Origin of the sequence: Streptomyces sp. SYP-A7185 (assembly GCF_046103685.1) — a bacterium.
Classification (GTDB): domain Bacteria; phylum Actinomycetota; class Actinomycetes; order Streptomycetales; family Streptomycetaceae; genus Streptomyces.
This window is the reverse complement of sequence record NZ_CP122310.1, coordinates 1281906-1300687: the sequence shown is the minus strand read 5'-3', so window position 1 is coordinate 1300687 and position 18782 is coordinate 1281906. Positions and strand designations below refer to the sequence as shown.

At 72.9% G+C, this 18782-nt stretch carries 18 protein-coding genes and 1 pseudogene; 8 read left to right on the top strand and 11 right to left on the bottom strand.

From position 1 onward, the window contains the following. Position 1: 1 nt before the first annotated feature. The 3 genes from QBL25_RS05480 to QBL25_RS05470 form a co-directional block, all read right to left on the bottom strand. Entirely contained in the window at positions 2-676 is a 675-nt protein-coding gene (locus QBL25_RS05480; RefSeq protein WP_409055839.1) for a TetR/AcrR family transcriptional regulator, read from the bottom strand. A 79-nt stretch (positions 677-755) separates the two neighbouring features. Next, the gene (locus tag QBL25_RS05475) at positions 756-2363 is read right to left on the bottom strand and encodes an alpha-amylase family glycosyl hydrolase (protein ID WP_409055838.1); all 1608 of its coding nucleotides are present in this window, start codon (positions 2361-2363) and stop codon (positions 756-758) included. 123 nt (positions 2364-2486) lie between these two features. After that, positions 2487-3680: a lactonase family protein gene (locus QBL25_RS05470; RefSeq protein WP_409055837.1), complete on the bottom strand. Its 1194-nt coding sequence runs from the start codon at positions 3678-3680 to the stop codon at positions 2487-2489. 989 nt (positions 3681-4669) lie between these two features. On the opposite strand from QBL25_RS05470, the gene QBL25_RS05465 reads away from it, so the two are divergent. Together QBL25_RS05465 and QBL25_RS05460 are read left to right on the top strand one after the other, a co-directional pair. Further along, on the top strand, positions 4670-5056 hold the full coding sequence (locus QBL25_RS05465) for an STAS domain-containing protein (RefSeq protein WP_409055836.1): 387 nt from the start codon (positions 4670-4672) through the stop codon (positions 5054-5056). A 31-nt stretch (positions 5057-5087) separates the two neighbouring features. Continuing rightward, positions 5088-5825, top strand: coding sequence for a L,D-transpeptidase (locus QBL25_RS05460; RefSeq protein WP_409055835.1), 738 nt, complete (start codon positions 5088-5090; stop codon positions 5823-5825). A gap of 83 nt (positions 5826-5908) precedes the next feature. On the opposite strand, the gene QBL25_RS05455 is transcribed toward QBL25_RS05460, so the two are convergent. After that, on the bottom strand, positions 5909-7732 hold the full coding sequence (locus QBL25_RS05455; RefSeq protein ID WP_409055834.1) for a choice-of-anchor A family protein: 1824 nt from the start codon (positions 7730-7732) through the stop codon (positions 5909-5911). Between the two features lie 132 nt (positions 7733-7864). Then, positions 7865-8035, bottom strand: coding sequence for a 50S ribosomal protein L32 (rpmF, locus tag QBL25_RS05450; RefSeq protein ID WP_409055833.1), 171 nt, complete (start codon positions 8033-8035; stop codon positions 7865-7867). 161 nt (positions 8036-8196) lie between these two features. Between rpmF and QBL25_RS05445 the strand changes: the two genes are divergently transcribed. The 3 genes and pseudogenes from QBL25_RS05445 to QBL25_RS05435 all read left to right on the top strand — a co-directional run bounded on the left by QBL25_RS05445 (position 8197) and on the right by QBL25_RS05435 (position 10931). After that, positions 8197-9705 carry a membrane-associated oxidoreductase gene (locus tag QBL25_RS05445; protein WP_409055832.1) on the top strand — a complete coding sequence of 503 codons (1509 nt, stop codon included), beginning with the start codon at positions 8197-8199 and terminating at the stop codon, positions 9703-9705. 24 nt (positions 9706-9729) lie between these two features. Beyond that, positions 9730-9880: pseudogene (locus QBL25_RS05440) on the top strand (carbohydrate ABC transporter permease); the annotation flags it as partial. 34 nt (positions 9881-9914) lie between these two features. After that, positions 9915-10931, top strand: a complete 1017-nt coding sequence (locus QBL25_RS05435) for a hydroxyacid dehydrogenase (RefSeq protein ID WP_409055831.1) — start codon at positions 9915-9917, stop codon at positions 10929-10931. A gap of 56 nt (positions 10932-10987) precedes the next feature. Here QBL25_RS05435 and QBL25_RS05430 read toward each other — a convergent pair whose 3' ends face one another. After that, entirely contained in the window at positions 10988-12640 is a 1653-nt protein-coding gene (locus QBL25_RS05430) for an amidohydrolase (RefSeq protein WP_409055830.1), read from the bottom strand. A 59-nt stretch (positions 12641-12699) separates the two neighbouring features. After that, the gene (locus QBL25_RS05425; protein WP_409055829.1) at positions 12700-14163 is read right to left on the bottom strand and encodes a purine-cytosine permease family protein; all 1464 of its coding nucleotides are present in this window, start codon (positions 14161-14163) and stop codon (positions 12700-12702) included. 214 nt (positions 14164-14377) lie between these two features. Between QBL25_RS05425 and QBL25_RS05420 the strand changes: the two genes are divergently transcribed. Then, on the top strand, positions 14378-14947 hold the full coding sequence (locus QBL25_RS05420; protein ID WP_409062557.1) for a TetR/AcrR family transcriptional regulator: 570 nt from the start codon (positions 14378-14380) through the stop codon (positions 14945-14947). Between the two features lie 65 nt (positions 14948-15012). Continuing rightward, positions 15013-15330, top strand: coding sequence for a hypothetical protein (locus tag QBL25_RS05415; protein ID WP_409055828.1), 318 nt, complete (start codon positions 15013-15015; stop codon positions 15328-15330). A 10-nt stretch (positions 15331-15340) separates the two neighbouring features. Here the strand turns inward: QBL25_RS05415 and QBL25_RS05410 are convergent, their stop codons facing one another. Beyond that, complete coding sequence (locus QBL25_RS05410) at positions 15341-15610, bottom strand: hypothetical protein (RefSeq protein ID WP_409055827.1); 270 nt, start codon at positions 15608-15610, stop codon at positions 15341-15343. An 89-nt stretch (positions 15611-15699) separates the two neighbouring features. Continuing rightward, positions 15700-17130 carry a cytochrome P450 gene (locus tag QBL25_RS05405; protein ID WP_409055826.1) on the bottom strand — a complete coding sequence of 477 codons (1431 nt, stop codon included), beginning with the start codon at positions 17128-17130 and terminating at the stop codon, positions 15700-15702. A 204-nt stretch (positions 17131-17334) separates the two neighbouring features. Between QBL25_RS05405 and QBL25_RS05400 the strand changes: the two genes are divergently transcribed. Continuing rightward, positions 17335-17946: a TetR/AcrR family transcriptional regulator gene (locus QBL25_RS05400; protein WP_409055825.1), complete on the top strand. Its 612-nt coding sequence runs from the start codon at positions 17335-17337 to the stop codon at positions 17944-17946. A gap of 62 nt (positions 17947-18008) precedes the next feature. Here the strand turns inward: QBL25_RS05400 and QBL25_RS05395 are convergent, their stop codons facing one another. Beyond that, the gene (locus QBL25_RS05395; protein WP_409055824.1) at positions 18009-18200 is read right to left on the bottom strand and encodes a DUF5999 family protein; all 192 of its coding nucleotides are present in this window, start codon (positions 18198-18200) and stop codon (positions 18009-18011) included. Positions 18201-18322: 122 nt separating this feature from the next. After that, on the bottom strand, positions 18323-18778 hold the full coding sequence (locus QBL25_RS05390) for a hypothetical protein (RefSeq protein ID WP_409055823.1): 456 nt from the start codon (positions 18776-18778) through the stop codon (positions 18323-18325). Positions 18779-18782: the final 4 nt, after the last annotated feature.

The following is an 18782-nucleotide window of genomic DNA, read 5'->3' as shown; positions in this document are numbered from 1 at the left end:
CTCATCCGAAGTGGGGGGCCGCGAGGGCGGCCTCCCCGGTCAGGACGGCGTAGGCCTGCTCCACGTGTGCGGCGAGGTCTGCGTCGTGTCCGTGCCCGCCGCGCGCCCAGCTGCGCAGGGCCGCGGTCAGGACACCGGCGGCGGCGCCGACGACGACGGCCGGGCGCTGGTCCCGGACGGGGTCGGTGCCGAGCCGGTCGGCGATGATCCGGACGGACTCGTCCTGGGCGTCGACCCGGACGCGTTCGTACGCGGCGAACAGCGCGGGCTCCGTGTCGACGAGCGCGAGCAGGGCCCGCGTCCGGGACCGGCGGTGCAGACCCGGGGACTTAGGGTCGGTGAGCCAGTCCCGCACGGCCGCGCGGTAGGCGGCGAGCGGGGGCTCGTCGGCGGGCCGCAGGCGCAGGGCCGCGTTGATGCGGTCGCCGTCGGCGCGGGTGAAGTCGAGCGCCGCCGCCTCCTTGCCGCCGAAGTGGCGGCTGAAGGTGCGGCGCGTGACGTCGGCGCGCTCGGCGACGGCCTCGACGGTGACGGCCGCGAGGCCGTGCTCCAGGATCAGGTCGATGGCCGCGTCGGCGAGCGCCTCCCGGGTCTGCCGGGCCTTGCGCTGCCTGCGGTCCTCGCCGCCCCGGTCGGTGGCCGGTGCTCCTGTGTCGGATTCCGTCGCCTTGTTCATGTCTTCGACTGTACACCTGTCATGTCCCAGTGGGACACCTGTCCCGTCGGGACTCCATCTGGTCCGCTCGGTCGGGAAGTCAGGAGGCCGGGCTCGGTTCCAGGTCGAAGACGCCGTACCCGAAGCCGTGCGCCGTCACGACGCCGTGCTCGGCCACCACGCCTCTGGCCTCCAGGGCCCGGGGTCCCGCCTCGCCCACGACGCCGGTGGGGAAGGCCGCCGGTGTGCTGCGGGGATTGATCACCACGAGATGGCGTCCGCCCCTGACGTACACGAACGGATAGCCGTGATGCAGCACCTCCACCGAACCCTCCGGGCCCAGCCCTGGGGTCGCCCTGCGCAAGGCGATCAGCCGCCGCACGAGGTGCAGCAGCGAGGTCTCGTCGGCCCGCTGGGCGGCGACGGTGGGGCGGTGCGGGTCGGGGTCGACGGGAAGGTAGAGGCGGTCGGCCCGCGCGGTGGAGAAACCGGCGTTCGGGCCGTCGTCCCACTGCATGGGGGTGCGCGAGCCCGCCCTGTTGTAGCGCGGGCCGAGCACGCTGCCCTCGGTGTCGGGCAGACCGGGGACGTAGCGCATGCCGATCTCGTCGCCGTAGTAGATCGCCGGGAGCGTGGGCCAGGTGAGCTGGAAGGCGAACGCCGCCGGGAGCTGCTCGGCGGTGCGCGGACCGCAGTTGAGGCGGGAGAAGTCGTGGTTCGAGGTGGGCAGCGCGACGTGCCCGGCGCCGCCGATGGCCGCGCGCGCCGCTAGCCAGGCCTCGACGAAGGGACGCGGTGAGCCCTTGCCGCCCGGGTCGAAGAAGCAGTCGAGCGGGTCCCAGCCCTCGGCGGCGGTGCCCTCGCCGTTGTTCCACAGGGAGCGCAGGGGCCCGCCGTTGGTGGGGCCGCCGAACTGGAGGAAGAAGTCGGCGTGGAACCCGGCGGGCACGGACACCGCGGGGTCGCCCCACTCCGAGAGCAGCACCGCGTCCGGATGGGTGGTGTCCAGCCAGCCGCGCAGCTCGGTCCAGACCGTGGCCGTCGCCCTGCGGTCCGGGTCGTCCTTGACGAGGGAGTGCGCCATGTCGACGCGGAATCCGGCGAGGCCCAGGCGCAGCCAGTGGTCCATGATGGCGCGCAGCGCCGCCCGGTTGGCGCGGGGGCCTTCGGCGTCGACGGGCTGCCGCCACGGCTCGTCCGGATGCTCGCGCGCGTAACCGAAGTTGAGGGCGGGCTGCGAGTCGAAGAAGTTCGGCAGATACGCGCCGGGGCGGCTCCCCGGCGAGCGCACGAAACCGTCCGGACGGCCTTCGGGCGCCCAGATGTAGCGGTGGTCGTCCGGGTCGTCGGCCGACGCCGTGAACCACGGATGCCGGTCGGAGGTGTGCCCGGCCACCAGGTCGAGCAGTACCCGGATGCCGCGCCGCCCGGCCTCCTCCACCAGCGCGGCCAGGTCGTCGTTCGTGCCGTAGCGGGGCGCGACGGAGAAGTGGTCCGCGACGTCGTAGCCGGCGTCGCGGAACGGCGAGACGAAGCAGGGGTTGATCCAGACGGCGTCGACACCCAGCCAGGCGAGATGGTCCAGATGCCGGGTGATGCCCGCGAAGTCACCGATGCCGTCGCCGTCGGAGTCGGCGAAGGACTGCGGGTAGATCTGGTAGAAGACGGCGTCGGAGAGCCAGGCGGGGACGGGACGGAACGATGTCATGGGGCGGACGCGACCTTTCCTTCGGACGGCTCCGGCAGGTCCCCGGCCGGTCTCTCGCGTGACCGCTGACCGCTCACCGAGACCGGGCGCGAGGTGCACTGCCACCTCTGGCGTGACCGTTCCCTACGACGGAAGCGCGCACACCGCGAGAGGGGCGGTGAACGGCTCGCCCGTCAGCGTCAGTTGGCCGCTTTCGCCCACCTGGAACACGCTCACGGAACCCGACTTCTGGTTGGCCGCGAACAGCAGCCGCTGCGACGGCGAGAAGGCGATGTGCCGGGGGAAGTTGCCGCCGACGGGCACCGTGTCGAGCAGCCGCAGCCGGGCGCCGTCCGCCTCGATCGCGTACCGGGTCAGGCTGTTGTGCCCGCGGTTGGCGAGGAAGGCGAAGGTGCCCTCGCGCGTGACGGCCAACTGCGCCGGATAGCTGGTGCCTTCGCCCGTGCCGGTGGACTGCGGGGTGCCGGGGGTCAGCCGTCCGCTCGCGGGGTCGTAGGCGCAGACGACCACCGTGTTGTCGACCTCGTTGGCGAGGTAGGCGAAGCGCCCCGACGGGTGGAAGGTGAGATGGCGCGGGCCGGCGCCCGGCCGCAAGGTCGCGTACGAGACCCGGGTGAGCTTTCCCTTCTTCGTGTCGAGGCGGTAGCTGTAGACGGTGTCGGTGCCCAGGTCGACGGCGAGGACGTGCCCGCCGTCCGGGCTGGTGACGATCTGGTGGGCGTGCGGGCCTTCCTGGCCGGGGCCGGGGGGCGGGCTGGAGTGGGTGACGACGTCGCTCGGCTCGCCCAGTGCGCCGGATGCGTCGATGGGATGGACGGCCACACTCCCGGAGAGGTAGTTCGCGCTCAGCAGCCAGCGCCCGCCCGGGTGCACGGACAGATGGCACGGCCCGGCGCCACCCGTGCTCCGCGCCCCCAGGATCTTGGGTCCGGCGGAGGTGAGCGCGACCGCGGTCACGGCACCCCGCTCCTGCTCGTCGACGGCGTAGAGCGTCTTGCCCGACGGATGCAGGCAGAGGTAGGAGGGGTCGGGGACGCCGGTCAGGGTGCCGGTACCGGTGATCCGCCCGGTCTCGTCGTCGTACGTCGCCAGTCCGATGCCGGTGCCGCCGCCTTGCTGGGAGGTGTATGTGCCGAGGAAGAGCTGCCCGGTGCGGCGCGGCGGCCGCCGGGGGGTCAGGGCGGCCGTGGAGGCGTGCGCGGGCGCGGCGAAGGCCGTGGCAGCGGCGGTGGCGGCGACGGCTCCGATGAATCCGCGCCGTCCCCAGCCGTCCGCCTCGGACCGGCCGTCGGACCCGCTGTTCGTCCCTGCCGTCATGTCCGCTCCTCGTGTGTCGGTAGTGACGTCCGTGGCAGACAGAGTGATGCCCACCCTCCTCACGTTCAAGAGGCGCAACCCAAGTTGCACCCCGCGCAATGGAAGGAAGGCGTCCGTCGGGCCTCGCCTGGCCCGTCCGGCGGCCATGGAAGGCCCCCGCACCGCACCGGCACCGCGGAGGCGCACCCTCGGGCGGCGCACAGACGGCTCCCGTCCGAATGGTTCACGCCGTTTTCTCCGCCGGCTCGGGCCCCGGAAACGATCGCCACGGATGCCCCGACCGGTCGTGGCACCGGTTTCTCGCCCGGGGGTGCCGATGTCGCGGCCCTGGCTCGATCGGCGCGAGCGCCCTTGCGCGGCAGCCGTGCGCTTGACCTGTACACGCCCCTGATGTCCGGTTTCCGTGCCGCCGGGGCGGGCTCCTTCCCTTGCCGCGCTCCTCTCCGTGCCCCGCACGACGATCTACGCCACGGGTGTCCCGTTCGCCCTGCCGGTCCCGACCGCTTGCACGGCGACGGACGAAACCCCTGGTCGTCCCACCGGAGTCCGCATGGGGCGCGTGGTTCGCCTCCGGCGCGCGGACGGTCGCGCTCCGGCGCCCGCCCCGGGCGCCGCCCCGGCATCTCTCGCCCTCGGCACCGCCCACGCCGGACCGGTCACCGGGCCCCGGGCGCCGCGGAACCACTCCTGCCCGACAGGATGGCCAGGGCACCTACCGCCCGCCTCCCTCCGCCACGCCACCCGCGCGGCGCCGCACATGCGACATGAATCACGGAGAGTAATCGGCCTGGATGGACCGCGAATATGCGCCGCGCGGTGGCCGGGGATGCCTCCCGGAGGTATGAACTAGCCCTGAGCGGGCAAGATGTAGATGCCATTCGCGGTGCCGCCCCAGTCCCCGGCGGCGTCGGGCGCCGGCTTCAAGGCCGCGCCGCTCGCGTTGTCGTAACTCTTCGTATGCGGGGTGTAGGGAAAATGGGGGGTGGACCATGGGCACGCCCGACCCGGGCTTTGGGCTGCACCACCGGGTGGTCGACGGATCGATCGTTCTGACGTTCCACGGCGAACTGGACGCCTGGGCGGATCAGGAACTCTCGCCGCGCATAGCGGAGTTACTGGCCCAGCCGGACACGGACGTGGTGGTGGACCTGCGGCAAGTGACCTTCCTGGACGCCGGTGGCCTGCGGCTCCTGGTGCGCATCAAAGGCCGGACCCTCGCCAAGCGGCGCACCTTACGGCTCGTGCGCAGCAATCCGCGCGTCTGGCGGGTGCTGCGCATCACCCGCCTGGACCGCAGCTTCACGGTCCTCGACAGCATGCCCGCCGCCCTGGACACGCCCGACGACTGCGAGGGAAACCTGAACAGACCAGCCTAGAACGGGAGCAATCGGCAAATCTGATGACATGATGAGCCGACTTAGCGCCCCTTCCGGGTCTGGCCCCCGCAGCCGCCCCGCCGCCCCGCGCCCCGTCCCGCGGTCCCTCCTGATCGCGACCGCCCTGCTGCTCGCCCTGCCCGCCGCCCCCGCAGTCGCGGCATCCGCCCGCCCCGAGCCCCCGTGCACGGCGGGTACCGCGCCTTACCAGCGCCAGCTGGAGCGGGAGGTCCGCAGACCCGTCGACGGCGTCCAGTCACCCGAGGACTGCGCGGCCATCCGGCAACTGCAGCGGCGGCTCGGCATCTCGCCCGCCGACGGCAGCGCGTCACTGCGCACCTACCGGCTGGTGGTCGCCGACAAAGTGGGCCGTGACCCCGCCGCCCGCAAGGGCTGTCCCTCCCGGGCGTACCGCGTGGTCTGCGTGGACCTGACCCGGCAGATCCTCTGGGTGCAGGTGGGACAGCGCCTCGTCTTCGCGCCGGTGCCGGTGCGCAGCGGCCGGGACGGGCTGGAGACGCGGCGCGGCTGGCACCGGATCTACTGGAAGCACCGGGACCACTTCTCGACGATCTATCAGGTGCCGATGCCCTACGCCCAGTTCTTCGACGGCGGCCAGGCCCTGCACGGCACCCGGCACGACCTGTTCTCGTCCGGGTCCGGCGGCTGCGTGAACCTGACGGTGGCGGACTCGAGGAGGCTCTACCAGCTGCTGCACAAGGGCGACCGCGTCTACGTCTGGGGCACGAAGCCCGGCACCGGCGGCTGAGGGACGCTCAGCCGCCGGTACGCGGGCCTCGTCCGGGGGTCACTTGAGTCTCACTCGGGGGTCACCTGAGTCTCATCCGGGGCTCAGCTCCGGCCGCCCTTCCCTTTGCCCGAGTCGTCCCGCACGTTGCTGAGCCGGACGGTGACGCCGTCGGTGGCGTTGTCCTTCGTCAGCCGGTACGGGCCGGTGACCGCGGGGGAGGGGAGGCGGTAGCCGTCCGGCACGGCGGTCTCCTTGAGGTAGTAGGTGCCCAGGCGCAGGGCGTTGAAGTCGCAGCGGCCCCGGCCGTCCGTGGCGCAGCCCTGCCCCTTGCGGGTGTCCGGGTCCGCTCCCGAGGTCTGGAGGCCGGCCTTGCCGTTGGTCTCGCGCCACAGCTCGAACACGGCACCGGCCAGCGGGCGGCCGGTGGTGCGGTCCTTCTTGACGACATGCAGGGCGCCCAGCGTGTTCGGGCGGGGCTTCTTCGTGTTCTTCGCCGTCACCTTCACGCCGTCGGCCGCGTTGGCCGCGGTCACGACCAGCGGCCCGAAGGAGGCGGGGGAGGGCAGGTCGTATCCGCTCGGGGCCTTGGTCTCCACCCAGTAGTAGGTGCCCAGCGGCACCGAGCGTCGGCACTCGCCCTGCGCGTCCGTGGTGCACGGGGCGTCGACCTGAGTGTCGGGGTCGGCCCCTGAGGTCTGCACACCGGAGACACCGTTGGTCTCGCGCCAGAGCTGGAAGACCGCTCCGGACAGCGCCTTGCCGCTCTCCTCGTCCTCCTTGGCGATCTCGACCACGCCGTTGGCCGTCGGCGTGGACCCGCACTCGGGCAGGTCCCCCACGAAGGGGTAGTTGTGGAACTCCTGGCCGCCTCCGCCGCTCGCCGAGCTGGTGTGCGTGAGGGAGCCGGTCGTGAAGAAGCGGCCGTTGATGCCCGGCACGCTGACCGTCGTGTCCGACGCGTTCTGACCGATCAGGATGCTGCCCTGGAACTGCCCGGTGCCCTTGATCTGCACGTCGGTCGCGTCGGGGAAGTTCCACAGCAGGCGCTCGCGCAGCCCGTTGAGCGGGTCGGTCGCGTCGTCGATGCCGCCGCTGTAGGTGTTGATGACCCGCTGCGAGCCCAGCATGTTGACCAGGACCGTGGCCCCGTCCGGGATGTTCACGAACCGGACGCCCTCCTGCCCGCCGCTCGCGCCCGCCAGGTCGAAGTCGACGTTGAACACCTGGAGGGCCGACGTGCCGTCCCCGGTGAACACCGTCTCGCCGCTCCTGTGCTCGGCGGTCCCGGTCGGTGTACGCGTACCGGCCTCACCGTGCGCGTAGCACTGGCTGGCCGCGTTGAGCTGACCGCGCAGGGAGGCGTACGGCGCGGCGGCGTCCGGGTCCTGCACCACGTCCTGGGCCAGCACCGTGCCGCTCGTCGCGCCGGCGTGGCGCACGACGCCGTCCTCGGCGAGGAGCCGCTCCCCGTCGGCGACCGTGACGGATCCCCCGGTGGTGAGCCAGTCGGCGCCGACGTCGGGCGCGACCTTGGAGCCGACGCCCGCTTCGCCGATGTTGTAGATGGCGCTGGCGCCCGCCGCCTTGTCCTGGTCGAAATCGCCGAGGACGACGACGCGTCCCTCGGCCTCCGCGGCGCTTCCGCGCACCCGGAAGTCGCCGCCCGCGAAGACGTTGATCGCGTTGTCGCGGTACGTGACGGGGTCGTTCGTGACGGGCGGGTAGGGGCCCGGCGGGCAGGAGCCCGGTACGCAAGGGCCGAGCCCGCCGGGCAGCGGCGCGGCCGCGGCCCGGTCGGCGGAACCGTCCCCCGCCGACGCGAAGGCGTCCGCGGACACGGACAGCGGGACGGACGCGGCGACGAACGCACAGCTCACAGCGGTGAGCAGGCGTCCGGCGCGGTGCGTGCGGAACAGTCCGGGCATGGCGATGACCAGCTCCTCAGGTGATCGGAAAGACTCCTCGCCCGCAGCTTGCGACAGCCTCCCGCCGCACCCGGTGCGGCACACCCGCGTCCCCCTGGACGGCGGCCGAACTTCCACTCACACGGCGGTCGGTCAGCCCTCCGGACGCAGCAGCCCGCGCTCGTAGGCCTTGGCCAGCCGCTGGGGCACCAGGTGGACGGAGCCGTCGACGGTGACCGGCACGAGCTGCGGGGTGGCGGCCTTCCACTGGGCGCGGCGGTGACGGGTGTTGCTGCGGGACATCTTCCGCTTGGGTACGGCCATGGTTCGGGTCCTTTCTCGACGGTGCGACGCCGAGGCTATATGAAAATGGATCCCATTTCGAATTAGGGTCGGGATTGCTCCTGTGGCCGCCCGCGCCCCCGAGTGGCGTCGCCCACGCCCCTGGTTGACAGCCCGGACGCGCCCGCGACAGCATCCCGCCGATGGAGATCACCGACCTGACACCGGCGGAGCACCGCGTCTGGCAGGCGTTCACGTGCGGCGAGGGCGTCGACTTCCGCGCGGACCCCGGCGACGACGCGCGGGACGGCGCCTCCTGGGGGCCCGAACGGACCGTACGCGCCCAGGTGTTGCGCGCCCTGCTGCTCAACGGGCCCACGCGCGAGGGTGAGATAGCCGGCGTCAAGCTCACGGGCGCGCGCGTCACCGGGGTGCTCGACCTCCGGTACGGAACGGTCGAGCACCCCGTGCGCCTTCGGTCCTGCCACTTCGACGAGACGCCCGAGCTGTACGGCGCCCAGGTGCGCGCGCTGGTGCTGAGCGACTCGGTCCTGCCGGGCCTGACGGCGGGCACCCTCCGCGTGGAGCTGGTCCTGCGGATCACCTGCTGCCGGATCACGGGTCCCGTACGGCTCGCGGGCGCCCAGATCAACGGGGCGTTCTTCGCCAACGGGGCGGAGCTCGGCATCCGGCGCGACCCCGACGAGCCGAACGCCCCCGACCCCGTCCCCGAGGCGACGGAACCGGTGCTCCAGCTGAACCACGCGGTGATCGGCACCGACGTCTGGGCCGTCGGCCTGGTGGCCCACGGCCAGGTCAGGATCAACGGCGCCACCGTCGGCGGCCTGGTCAACCTCGACGACGCCGAACTGCACTCCCGCGCCCCCGACGAGTCCGCCCTGCACGCCGAGACCCTGTCCGTCGGCACCGATCTGCGGGCCATGCGGCTGCGGGCCCACGGCACGCTCAACCTCAGCGGCGCCAGGATCCCGCGGCACGTCAACCTCGCCCACGCCCGCATCTCCCACCCCGGCGGCACGGCCCTGCGCGCCAGCAGCTGCGTCGTGGGGGAGCTGTGGCTGCGAGAAGCCGCGCCGATCCAGGGCACGGTGAACCTGCGCCGCTCCCAGCTGGACCTGCTGCACGTCCCTCCGGAGGTGTGGCCGGGCGAGGTCAAACTGGACGGGCTCGTCTACCAGCGGCTCGCCCCGCACCTGCCCGCCGAGGCACGGCTGCCCCTCCTGGAACGCGACGCGGGCGGCTATCTCCCGCACGGCTACGAGCAGTTGGCCGCCGCCTACCGCACGGTGGGCGACGAGGCCGCCGCCCGCACCGTGCAACTGGCCAAGCTCCGCCGCCACCGGCGGACCCTGCCCCCGTACGCCAGGATCTGGGGGCACCTCCAGGACGTGACGGTGGGCTACGGCTACCGGCCCATGCGGGCCGCCGGATGGCTGCTGGTGCTGCTGCTCGCCGGTGCGCTCGCCTTCGCCCTGCACCGCCCGCGCCCGCTGAAGTCCGACGAGGCCCCGGGCTTCAACCCGGTCTTCTACACCCTGGACCTGCTCCTGCCGATCATCGGCTTCGGCCAGGAGGCCGCTTTCGCGCCGGGCGGCTGGTACCAGTGGCTGTCCTATCTGCTGATCGCCACCGGGTGGGTCCTCGTGACCACCGTGGCCGCCGGCATCACGCGCTCGCTCAGCCGCCAGTGACCGACATGGCCGACCCGGCCGCCCTTCCGGCCCGCCGCCATCTGGAACAACTTCTTCCTGCCGATGGTGATGCTCTCGGACGACAAGCTGTACCCGGTCCGCCGCGGCCTCTACACATGGAACCCTGCTCCAGCGCTTCTGGACGTCGGACCCGACCGCGGGTTCGGTCAAGTGAGCCCCGCGCGGGGCCAGGGGAAGGGAATGCGCTGATGAACAACAGCCACCGGCCGTGCGCCGCGCTCGCCATGGCCCGGGACGCGGCGAAGGCCGTGCTCGGCCCCGACGCCCTGGCCGCACTCGCCCGGGTCTGCGATCTGGAGCCGCACACCGTCCTGGACGACTTCAGCACCCAGCAGGCGAGAACCGTGCTGCGGGACGTGGAGGTCCTGGTCACCGGCTGGGGCTGTCCACCGCTGGACGCCGCCGCGCTCACGGCCGCACCCCGGCTGCGGGCCGTGGTGCACACCGCCGGTTCGGTACGCGGCCACATCACCCCGGAGTGCTGGGAGCGCGGCATCGAGGTGTCATCGGCGGCCGCGGCCAACGCCCTGCCCGTCGCCGAGTACACCGTCGCCATGATCCTGCTCAGCGGCAAGCGCGTCCTGGAACGCGCCCGCGCGTTCCGGACCAGCCGCCGCCGCGACGAGTGGCTCGGCCTGTCCGAGGGCGTGGGCAACTACGGCCGCACGGTCGGCATCCTGTCCGCCTCGATGGTCGGCCGCCGCGTCATCGAACTCCTGCGCCCCTACGACCTGAACGTCCTGCTGCACGACCCGTACGTCTGTGACGACGAGGCCCGGGCGCTCGGGGTGCGCCCGGTCGGCATCGAGGAGTTGTTCGCGGGCAGCGACGTCGTCAGCGTCCACACCCCGCTCCTGCCCGCCACCCGCGGCCTGGTCGGCCGTGGGCTGATCGCCGCCCTGCGCCACGAGGCGGTGCTCATCAACACGGCCCGCGGCGCGGTGCTCGACCAGGACGCCCTCACCGAGGCCGCGCTGGCCGGCCGCGTCCGCGCCGTCCTCGACGTCACCGACCCCGAAGTCCTGCCCCCCGACCACCCGTTGTGGGAGTGCGACCACGTCACCATCACCCCCCACCTCGCGGGCTCGCAGGGCAACGAGTGGGGGCGCCTCGCCGACCTCGCCGTCGCCGAGCTCGCCCGCTGGGCCGCGGGCGACGGTTTCGCCCACGCCGTACGACGCGAAAGGCTGGCCTACCTCGCCTGAGTCATCCCCGCCCTGCCCGCGGAGGAGCGAACACGGGTGCGGCGCGGCGTCCTTGGCTACTCCACCGCCACCACGCCGCCCACCACCACGACCTCGGCTTTCGTCCCGGGGATGTCCTCGGGGCGGACGCGCAGGATGTCGCGGGACAGGACGACGAAGTCGGCGAGCTTGCCGACCGTGAGCGAACCCCGCTCGTCCTCCAGGAAGTTGGCGTGGGCGGAGCCCATCGTGTATCCGTGGACGGCCGTCTCCACGTCGAGCGTCTCCTCGGGCTGCCAGGCCTCGCCGCCGGAGAGGGGACGGCGGGTCAGGGCGGTGTAGATGCCGGCCATGGGGTCCATCTCGGCGACGTTCCAGTCGCTGGAGAGCGCGAGGACGGCCCCCGCCTCGTGCAGGCTGCGCATCGGCCAGGCCTTGTGCCACCGGTCGGCGCCGATGTTCTCGGCCCAGTCCTGGCCCGGGCCGGCGATCTCGGGGGCGCAGTGGCGCGGCTGCATGCAGGCGACGACGCCGAGTTCGGCGAAGCGCGGTGTGTCGGCCGGGTCCAGGCACTCGACGTGGACGACCTGGTGGCGGGCGTCGCGCGGTCCGTTCAGGGCGCGGGCGTGCTCGACGGCGTCCAGGACCGTGCGGATGCCCCGGTCGCCGGTGGCGTGGACGAAGCACTGGAAGCCGCGGGCGTCCAGCTTGGCCAGCAGCTCCGCGAACTCGTCCGCCGGGTAGAACGTGTCGCCCCGGTGCCGTCCGCATCCCGCGTAGGGCTCCAGGAGCGCGGCCGTGCGCGGCTCGACGACGTCGTCGATGTACAGCTTGAGCGGCCCCACCCGCAGCCGGTCGTCCGCGAACCGCCGTGCGGCCTCCGCGAAGTCGTCCAGGTCCGCGTCGGACGTGCCGCGGGGATGGAAGAGCGCCGCCACGACGCGCGAGCGCAGCCGGCCCTCGGCGCGGGCGCGGGTGAACAGCTCCAGGTCGTCCAGGGAGTTCTGCGGTTCGACGACGGTGGTGATCCCGAAGCCGATCGCGTCGTCCAGGCTCTTGGCCAGGCGCCCGTACTGCCGGTCGGGCGAGGCCCAGGGCAGACCGAGTTCGCGCAGCGCCCGGTGGCCGTCGCGGGAGAGGCCCTTGACCGCGAAGTCCCTGATGAAACCGGTGGGTTCGCCGGTCTCCGGGTCGGTCTCGGCGCGGCCGAACGGCAGCGACGTACGGTCGCGGTCGACGCCGAGGCGGCGCAGGGCGGCGGTGTTGAGCCAGGCGGTGTGCACGTCGTAACTCAGGACGAAGGCCGGGATGTCGCCGGTGACGGGGTCGAGGTCGGCGGCGTTCGGCATGCGGCCGCCGGGGATGGCGGAGTAGTCGAACGCCTCGGCCTCGATCCACTCGGCCGCGGGGTGCTCGGCGCGCCAGGCGCGGATGCGGGCGTGGATGTCGTCGAGGGTGCGGGCCCCGGCGAGCTGGACGCAGGCGTCGTCGGAGCCGAGGCGCACGTGGTTGTGGGCGTCGATGAAGCCGGGCAGGACCAGGCGGCCGCCGCCCTCGACGACCCGGGTGTGCGCGCCGGTCCAGGAGTCCGCTTCCGCGTCGGGCCCGAGCCATGCGATGCGCCCGTCCAGGACGGCGAGCGCCTCGGCCGAGGGGAGGTCCGGGTCGACGGTGTGGATGCGGGCACCGCGCAGGACGAGGTCCGCGGGCCGGGGGGTGGTGCTGGTCATGAGAGGTGAACTCCTGGGGCGGTACGGGTGGGTCGTGCGGATACGGGAGAGGGGCGCCGTCAGGCGGAGGCGGCCGGGGCGGGGCCGGCGGGAGCGGGGCCGGCGGGGCCGGCGGGAGCGGACGGAACGCCGCGGCGGGCCAGCGCCCCGTAGAGGAGTCCGGCGACCACCGAGCCGAGCAGCGTGAGGTCACCGCCGCCGAGCGGCGCGACCAGCGGTCCGGTCCACAGCTCCGAGTCGCAGGTCAGCGCGGCGAAGGCCATCCCGGCGGCCAGGGCGGCCATCCCGGCGGGGTGGAAGCCCGCGCGGTACCAGTAGGCCCCCGAGGAGTCGGTCGTGTGCAGGGCCTTGGTGTCGTACCGGCAGCGCCGCAGCAGCATGTCGGCCAGGAACACCCCGCCCCACGGCGCGAACACGATGATCAGGAGCGAGAGGAAGCTGAGCAGCGAGTCGGTGAAGTCGGTCAGGAACAGCGCCCCGAGCGAGCCGAGCGCCGTCACGGCGACGCTGATGACGATGGCCTTCGCGCGGTTCCACGGGATGCCGAGCACCTGGAGGTTGAGACTGGAGGAGTAGAGCGTGAGGATCGAGTTGGTGACCGACCCGCCGAGCACGAGCAGCAGGAACACCGGCTGGAACCAGCCCGGCAGCAGCTTCTCCACCCCCGCGACCGCGTCGGTCATGTCGGCCTGTGTGGCGGCGGCGACGCCCGCGATGCCGAGCGCCACGGAGGAGACGAGGCCGCCGAGCGCGCCGCTGACGGTGATCGACCGCAGCGAGGTGTCCCGGGGCAGGTAGCGGGTGTAGTCGGCGGGCATGGGCAGATACGAGAACGGGCCCGCGAGCATCACCACGAACGCGAGCGTCCAGCCGGACAAGCCCGCCCCGCCGTGCGCGGGCGCCGTGAAGTCGGCGCCGGGCAGCACGAACAGGAGCAGCACCCCGAAGCCGGCGGCGAGCACGTAGGCCATCCAGCGCTCGGCGAGCTGCACGGTGGCGTGCCCCCACATGGCCACGGCGAAGGTCATCGCGAGGGTCACCGCGAGCGCGAGTGCGCGGGCCGTGTCGCCGCCCGCCCAGCCGAGGTCGGTGAAGAGGGCTTCCAGGGCGAGCGTGCCGACCACGGTGTTGACGATGGTGTAGCCGATGGAGACCACCCAGTTGAGCAGTCCGGCGGGGAAGTTCCCGAGGATTCCGAAGGCGGCACGCGAGATGACGAGGGTGGCGGTGCCGGTGCGGATGCCGCTGAGGCCGGCCGCGCTGATGACGAAGAAGGAGAGGCCGCCGATCACGACGACGGCGGTGGCCTGCCAGAAGCTGAGGCCGAAGCTCACGGCGAGGGCGCCGTTGATGACGTAGGTGAAGGTCAGATTGGAGCCGAACCAGAGCCAGAACAGATCCTTGGCGCTGCCGTGCCGGTCCTCGTCCGGGATCGGGTCGATGCCGTGGGTCTCGACGCGGAACACCTCGTCGCTGGTGACGCCCGTGCCGATGCCGGTGGAATCCGGGGCCTGTCGCGCCATGCGAGCACCTCACTCTCCGGCACCCAGACTTTGAATGCCGTTCTAGAAATTAGAACGGCATTCAAAATGCGCCACGAGTCGTGGGGCCGTCAAGACCCTGCGGGAAATCGGCCGCGGAGAGCGGGGATAGGGTCGGCGGGTGGAGCAGGACGCGGGGACCGGAACGGGAGCAGGCGTGGCACGACGGCGGGACGGGCAGGTCGCGCGGGACCGGATGCTGGAGGAGGCGATGACGGCGATCGCCGAGAACGGCCTCGCGGCGCTCACCATGTCCGCGCTCGCCGAGCGCCTCGGCACCAGCGGCGGCCACATCCTGTACTACTTCGGCAGCAAGGACCGCCTGCTCCTGGAGGCCCTGAGCTGGAGCGAGGCCGCGCTCACCGAGGAGCGGCGCGCACTGCTCGCGGGCCGGGCGGCGCCCGCCCGCAAGCTCGACCGGTACCTGCGGATGTATCTGCCCAAGGGGCCGCGCGACCCCCGCTGGATGCTGTGGATCGAGCTGTGGGCGCGGGCGGGTGCCAACGCGCCGCTGCGCACCGCCCAGGACGACCTGGACCGCGGCTGGCAGGCGGATCTGGAGGCCCTGCTCACCCAGGGCGCGGCCCAGCAGGCCTTCGCGGTGGACGACACCGCGGGCCGGGCCGGGGAACTCCTCGCCCTCCTGGACGGTCTGAGTACCCGTGTCGTGCTCGGGCAGCGCGGGGCGGACCGCAAGGGGGCCCTCGCCGCCGCGCGCTCGGCCGCCGAGCGGCTCGTGGGACGCCCCGAGGCGACCGGTACGTAGCCCGAGCGGCCGAACGGGCAGGTCTTCGAGGTCATGACGGAGCCGCGGCGTGGAAGCCTGCACCCATGACCGAAAGTGCGTACCTCTACATGGCGAACCCCCGGATCACGGTCCTGGGCGTCAACCCCGGCCGACCGCCCTTCCGCATCGTGGAGCTCGACGGCGAGGTGGTCGGCGAGGCCAGGGAACTCGTCGACGTCCTGGAGGTGGCCGCCCAGGCGGGTGTCGTCGTGCACGACGTGGACGACCCGGATCTGGTGCGCTGGGTGGGCGGCGACAAGTTCACCTGGAAACCGAAGCCGGAGACGCTGCCGAAGGAGCCCGCGGAGCACACGGAGCACACGGAGCCCACGGATCGATCGGAGTCCTCGGATCCCCTGTAGCCCCCAGAGCCTAGGAGGCGGAGGGGGCCGAACTCGCCGAAGCGGGGCATGCCCGGGGATCGGGCCGGTCGGGCTCGAGGTCGTAGATCCTGTTCAGGAGCTCGGCTTCGTTGCCCGTCAGGCCCGCGCGGCGCAGCGCCTCGTCCGCCTCCGCCATGGGCCCCGCGAGCAGCGAGGCCGCCGCGGCCGGCGAGGGGCCGGACAGGGCGGCGCGTGCGGTGTGCAGCAGCCGCAAGCAGGCCTGGGCGGCGGCCAGTTCCGGGGTCGGCGTGCTGGTCATGTCGAGAGCTCCTCTGCGCGTGGTCGGTCGGACCGATGGCTCGCACCGGTGGACCCTCCACTCTTGCGCACGGGTCTGACAATCGAGCTTTACGCCGCCCTGGCGCGGCGGGTGAGCCGCAGCGTCAGGCCCTCCGGCATGAGGGTCAGACGCTCGACGACCCGCAGGTCGTAGCCCGGATCGGCGTGCAGGTCGTAGCGGCGCAGGAGCAGGCCGAGGACCAACGTCGCCTCGTGCAGCGCGAACTGACGCCCGATGCAGGCCCGCGCGCCCGTGCCGAACGGCTTGAAGACGTGGGCGGGCCGCGCGCGTACCGCCGAAGGGGCGAACCGGTCGGGGTCGAACTCCTCGGGCCGCTCGCCCCACGCCGCCGGATCGCGGTGCAGCAGCGTGGCGAGGACGAGGGCCCAGGCCCCCTCGCGCATCGGGTGCACGCCGCCGATCGTCGTGTCGTGCAGCGCCTGGCGCGAGAAGCCGGGCGCGGTCGGCCACAGCCGCAGCGACTCGTCCAGGACGCGCCGCAGGTAGCGCAGCTTGGCGACCTGTTCGTACGCGGGCTCCTGCGCGTCGCCCCAGACCTGGTCGACCTCCGCCCGGGCGCGGGCCAGGACCTCGGGGGAGCGGGAGAGGTAGTGCAGCGCGAACGACAGGGCGCCCGAGGTCGTCTCGTGCCCGGCGACCAGGAAGGTGATGACCTGGCGGCGGATGTTCTCGGCGGAGAGCCGCTCGCCGGTCTCGGGGTGGGCGACCTCCAGCATCCGGTCGAGCAGATCCCCGTCGCCGCTGCCCGAGGCGGCGCGGCGGGCGGCGACCACGTCGTCGACGGTGCGGTTGAGGTAGGCCATGTCGGCGGCGTTGCGCCGGTTGGCGCCGCGCAGCAGCAGCGGGGCGAGCGCGGGCGGCACGACGTTGCGGCGCTGGGCGTGGGAGAGCGTGCCCACCATGGCCGTGACGAAGGGGTGCGGCCGCGAGCGCTCGAAGGACCCGAAGTCGTGCCCGAAGCCGGTGCGGGCGATGGTCTCCAGGGTCAGCTTCGTCATGTCGCCGGGCACGTCCACGGACCGGCCGCTCTCCTCGCGCGCGTCCCAGCGGGCGGTCAGCTGCCGGGCGACGTCCAGCATCAGCGGGTGGTAGCCGGCCATCGCGTCCCGGCTGAAGCCCGGCGCGAGGACGTCGTGCGCCAGTTGCCAGTTGGGCTCGTGGTTGTACGCGGTGAACAGGCCGTCGCCGGCCACCGGCCGCAGGTTCGCCACGCCCAGGCCCACGTGCTTGGCGAAGCGTGACTCGTCGGCCAGTTCGGCCGCGAGCTCGGCGCCCCAGACGAAGACGATCTCCTTGCCGAACGCCTTGCGGCGGAAGATGGGCCCCAGGCCGCTGCCGATGCGCATCGAGTCCTGCACCGGGGTGCGGACGTTGGCGCCCAGGAGGTCCCCGACCAGGGGCAGGCGGCGCGGCGGGTGCGGGATGAGGTCGAGGCGCGGCCAGCCGAGCTCGGCGCTGCGGAACCCCTTGGGAGGCACCGCACCGGATCCGGCGGAAGTGGCCCCGGCGGCCCCGGAGGACCCGGCCGATTCGGCACCCTTTGTCCCCTGCGATGTCTGCGACACCTGCGCCATGTGTGCCATCTCCCTTGAGCCGCAGACCCGTTGAGCCTGTTGTACGCGGATTCAATAAGGGCTTCAGTCTGGTCCCGCTGTTGAATCCGCGTCAAGTAAGGTGCTCCCATGGCCGCGAACCCGCAGGAACGCACGCGCCGCAGACTCAGCACCGAGGAGCGCAGGGAGCAGCTGCTCTCGGCGGGGGCGCGGCTCTTCGCCCAGAATCCGTACGACGACGTGTGGGTCGAGCGGGTGGCGGAGATCGCCGGTGTCTCACGCGGCCTGCTGTACCACTACTTCCCCACCAAGAGCGATTTCTTCGCCGCCGTGGTGCAGCGTGAGAGCCGGCGCATGCTGCGCCTGACGGCGGCCGTGCCCGGCATTCCCGTCCGCGAGCAGATCGGCACGGGCCTGGACACGTTCCTCGCGTACGTCGAATCGCACGCCGAGGGCTTCCGCGCCTTCCACCGGGCGGAGGAGACGGGGGACGCCACGGTCCGCAGGATCTACCGCGAGGGCCTGGCGGCCCACGAGGACCAGATCCTCCAGGCTCTGGCCGCCGACCCCGAGACGGCCTCCACCCCGCACGAACTGCCCGCCCTGCGCTTGGCCGTGCGCGGCTGGCTCGCCTTCATGGTGACCGTCTGCCTGGAGTGGCTGGAGGAGCCGGAACTGCTGCCCCGCGCACAGGTGCGGGACCTGTGCGCGAGGGCGCTGCTGGGCGCGATCGCGCCCTGAGGCGGCGGGCCCGGGAGGGGAGCGGGTGCCTGCCGGATCGCCGTGCGTCGGAACGCGCCGGCTCAGGCCGCCATCGCCAGCGGCCGCGCCGCGCCCACCACGCGTCCGTCCGGCAGCAGCTCGCCGCTGTCGTCGAAGACGATCGCGCCGTTGCACAGCAGGCTCCAGCCCTGTTCGGGGTGGTCGGTGAGGACGCGGGCCGCCAGGTGGTCGGGGCTGTCGGCGCTGGGGCAAGGGGGCTGGTGGGCGCACATGGTGTACCTCCTCGTGGGGGTCGCGAACCTGGTGCGCGGCCCGGTCTCTTCGGTTTCTCCTTGCGTGAGTGATGACTCCCGCAGGGGTCCCAACTCATCGCATCAAGAGGTTACTTGTGGCGTCAGGCGGGGGAAAAACCGGCCCGGAAGTGCGCCAGCAGTGTGGTACGCGGCGACGCGTCCCCGTCCCGCAGGCGGCCCGCCGCCCAGAGGAAGAAGTCGTCGGCGTCCGCGTCGATCCCGTCGTACGTCGGGTCGAACGGGCCGGCATCCGGCGCTGGGTAGGTCAGGTCGAGGGCCGGTCCTCGCGCGTCGTCCACGGTGAAGTGACGGGTGCCGTCGTCGGATCCTGACCACTGGCGGACCGTCACCGTGGCGCAGTCCCAGCGCCGCCGTCCGTACTGGAGCCAGAGGACCGGCTCCGGGTCCGACGGATCGGCGTACAGGGCCGCCGCCTCGACGCCCGTGCGGACGAAGCCGTGGCAGCGGCCGGACGCGGGGGGCGCGGGGGTCAGGAGTCCCGTGCGGGGATCGAGGGCCCACGTCCGGCCGTGGTGGGCGTAGTCCTGGAGCGGCATCGAC

Coding starts and splice junctions, on each gene's coding strand:
- QBL25_RS05480 (WP_409055839.1), bottom strand. CDS start 676: ATGAACAAGGCGACGGAATCCGACACAGGAGCACCGGCCACCGACCGG.
- QBL25_RS05475 (WP_409055838.1), bottom strand. CDS start 2,363: ATGACATCGTTCCGTCCCGTCCCCGCCTGGCTCTCCGACGCCGTCTTC.
- QBL25_RS05470 (WP_409055837.1), bottom strand. CDS start 3,680: ATGACGGCAGGGACGAACAGCGGGTCCGACGGCCGGTCCGAGGCGGAC.
- QBL25_RS05465 (WP_409055836.1), top strand. CDS start 4,670: ATGGGCACGCCCGACCCGGGCTTTGGGCTGCACCACCGGGTGGTCGAC.
- QBL25_RS05460 (WP_409055835.1), top strand. CDS start 5,088: ATGAGCCGACTTAGCGCCCCTTCCGGGTCTGGCCCCCGCAGCCGCCCC.
- QBL25_RS05455 (WP_409055834.1), bottom strand. CDS start 7,732: ATGCCCGGACTGTTCCGCACGCACCGCGCCGGACGCCTGCTCACCGCT.
- rpmF (WP_409055833.1), bottom strand. CDS start 8,035: ATGGCCGTACCCAAGCGGAAGATGTCCCGCAGCAACACCCGTCACCGC.
- QBL25_RS05445 (WP_409055832.1), top strand. CDS start 8,197: ATGGAGATCACCGACCTGACACCGGCGGAGCACCGCGTCTGGCAGGCG.
- QBL25_RS05435 (WP_409055831.1), top strand. CDS start 9,915: ATGAACAACAGCCACCGGCCGTGCGCCGCGCTCGCCATGGCCCGGGAC.
- QBL25_RS05430 (WP_409055830.1), bottom strand. CDS start 12,640: ATGACCAGCACCACCCCCCGGCCCGCGGACCTCGTCCTGCGCGGTGCC.
- QBL25_RS05425 (WP_409055829.1), bottom strand. CDS start 14,163: ATGGCGCGACAGGCCCCGGATTCCACCGGCATCGGCACGGGCGTCACC.
- QBL25_RS05420 (WP_409062557.1), top strand. CDS start 14,378: ATGCTGGAGGAGGCGATGACGGCGATCGCCGAGAACGGCCTCGCGGCG.
- QBL25_RS05415 (WP_409055828.1), top strand. CDS start 15,013: ATGACCGAAAGTGCGTACCTCTACATGGCGAACCCCCGGATCACGGTC.
- QBL25_RS05410 (WP_409055827.1), bottom strand. CDS start 15,610: ATGACCAGCACGCCGACCCCGGAACTGGCCGCCGCCCAGGCCTGCTTG.
- QBL25_RS05400 (WP_409055825.1), top strand. CDS start 17,335: ATGGCCGCGAACCCGCAGGAACGCACGCGCCGCAGACTCAGCACCGAG.
- QBL25_RS05395 (WP_409055824.1), bottom strand. CDS start 18,200: ATGTGCGCCCACCAGCCCCCTTGCCCCAGCGCCGACAGCCCCGACCAC.
- QBL25_RS05390 (WP_409055823.1), bottom strand. CDS start 18,778: ATGCCGCTCCAGGACTACGCCCACCACGGCCGGACGTGGGCCCTCGAT.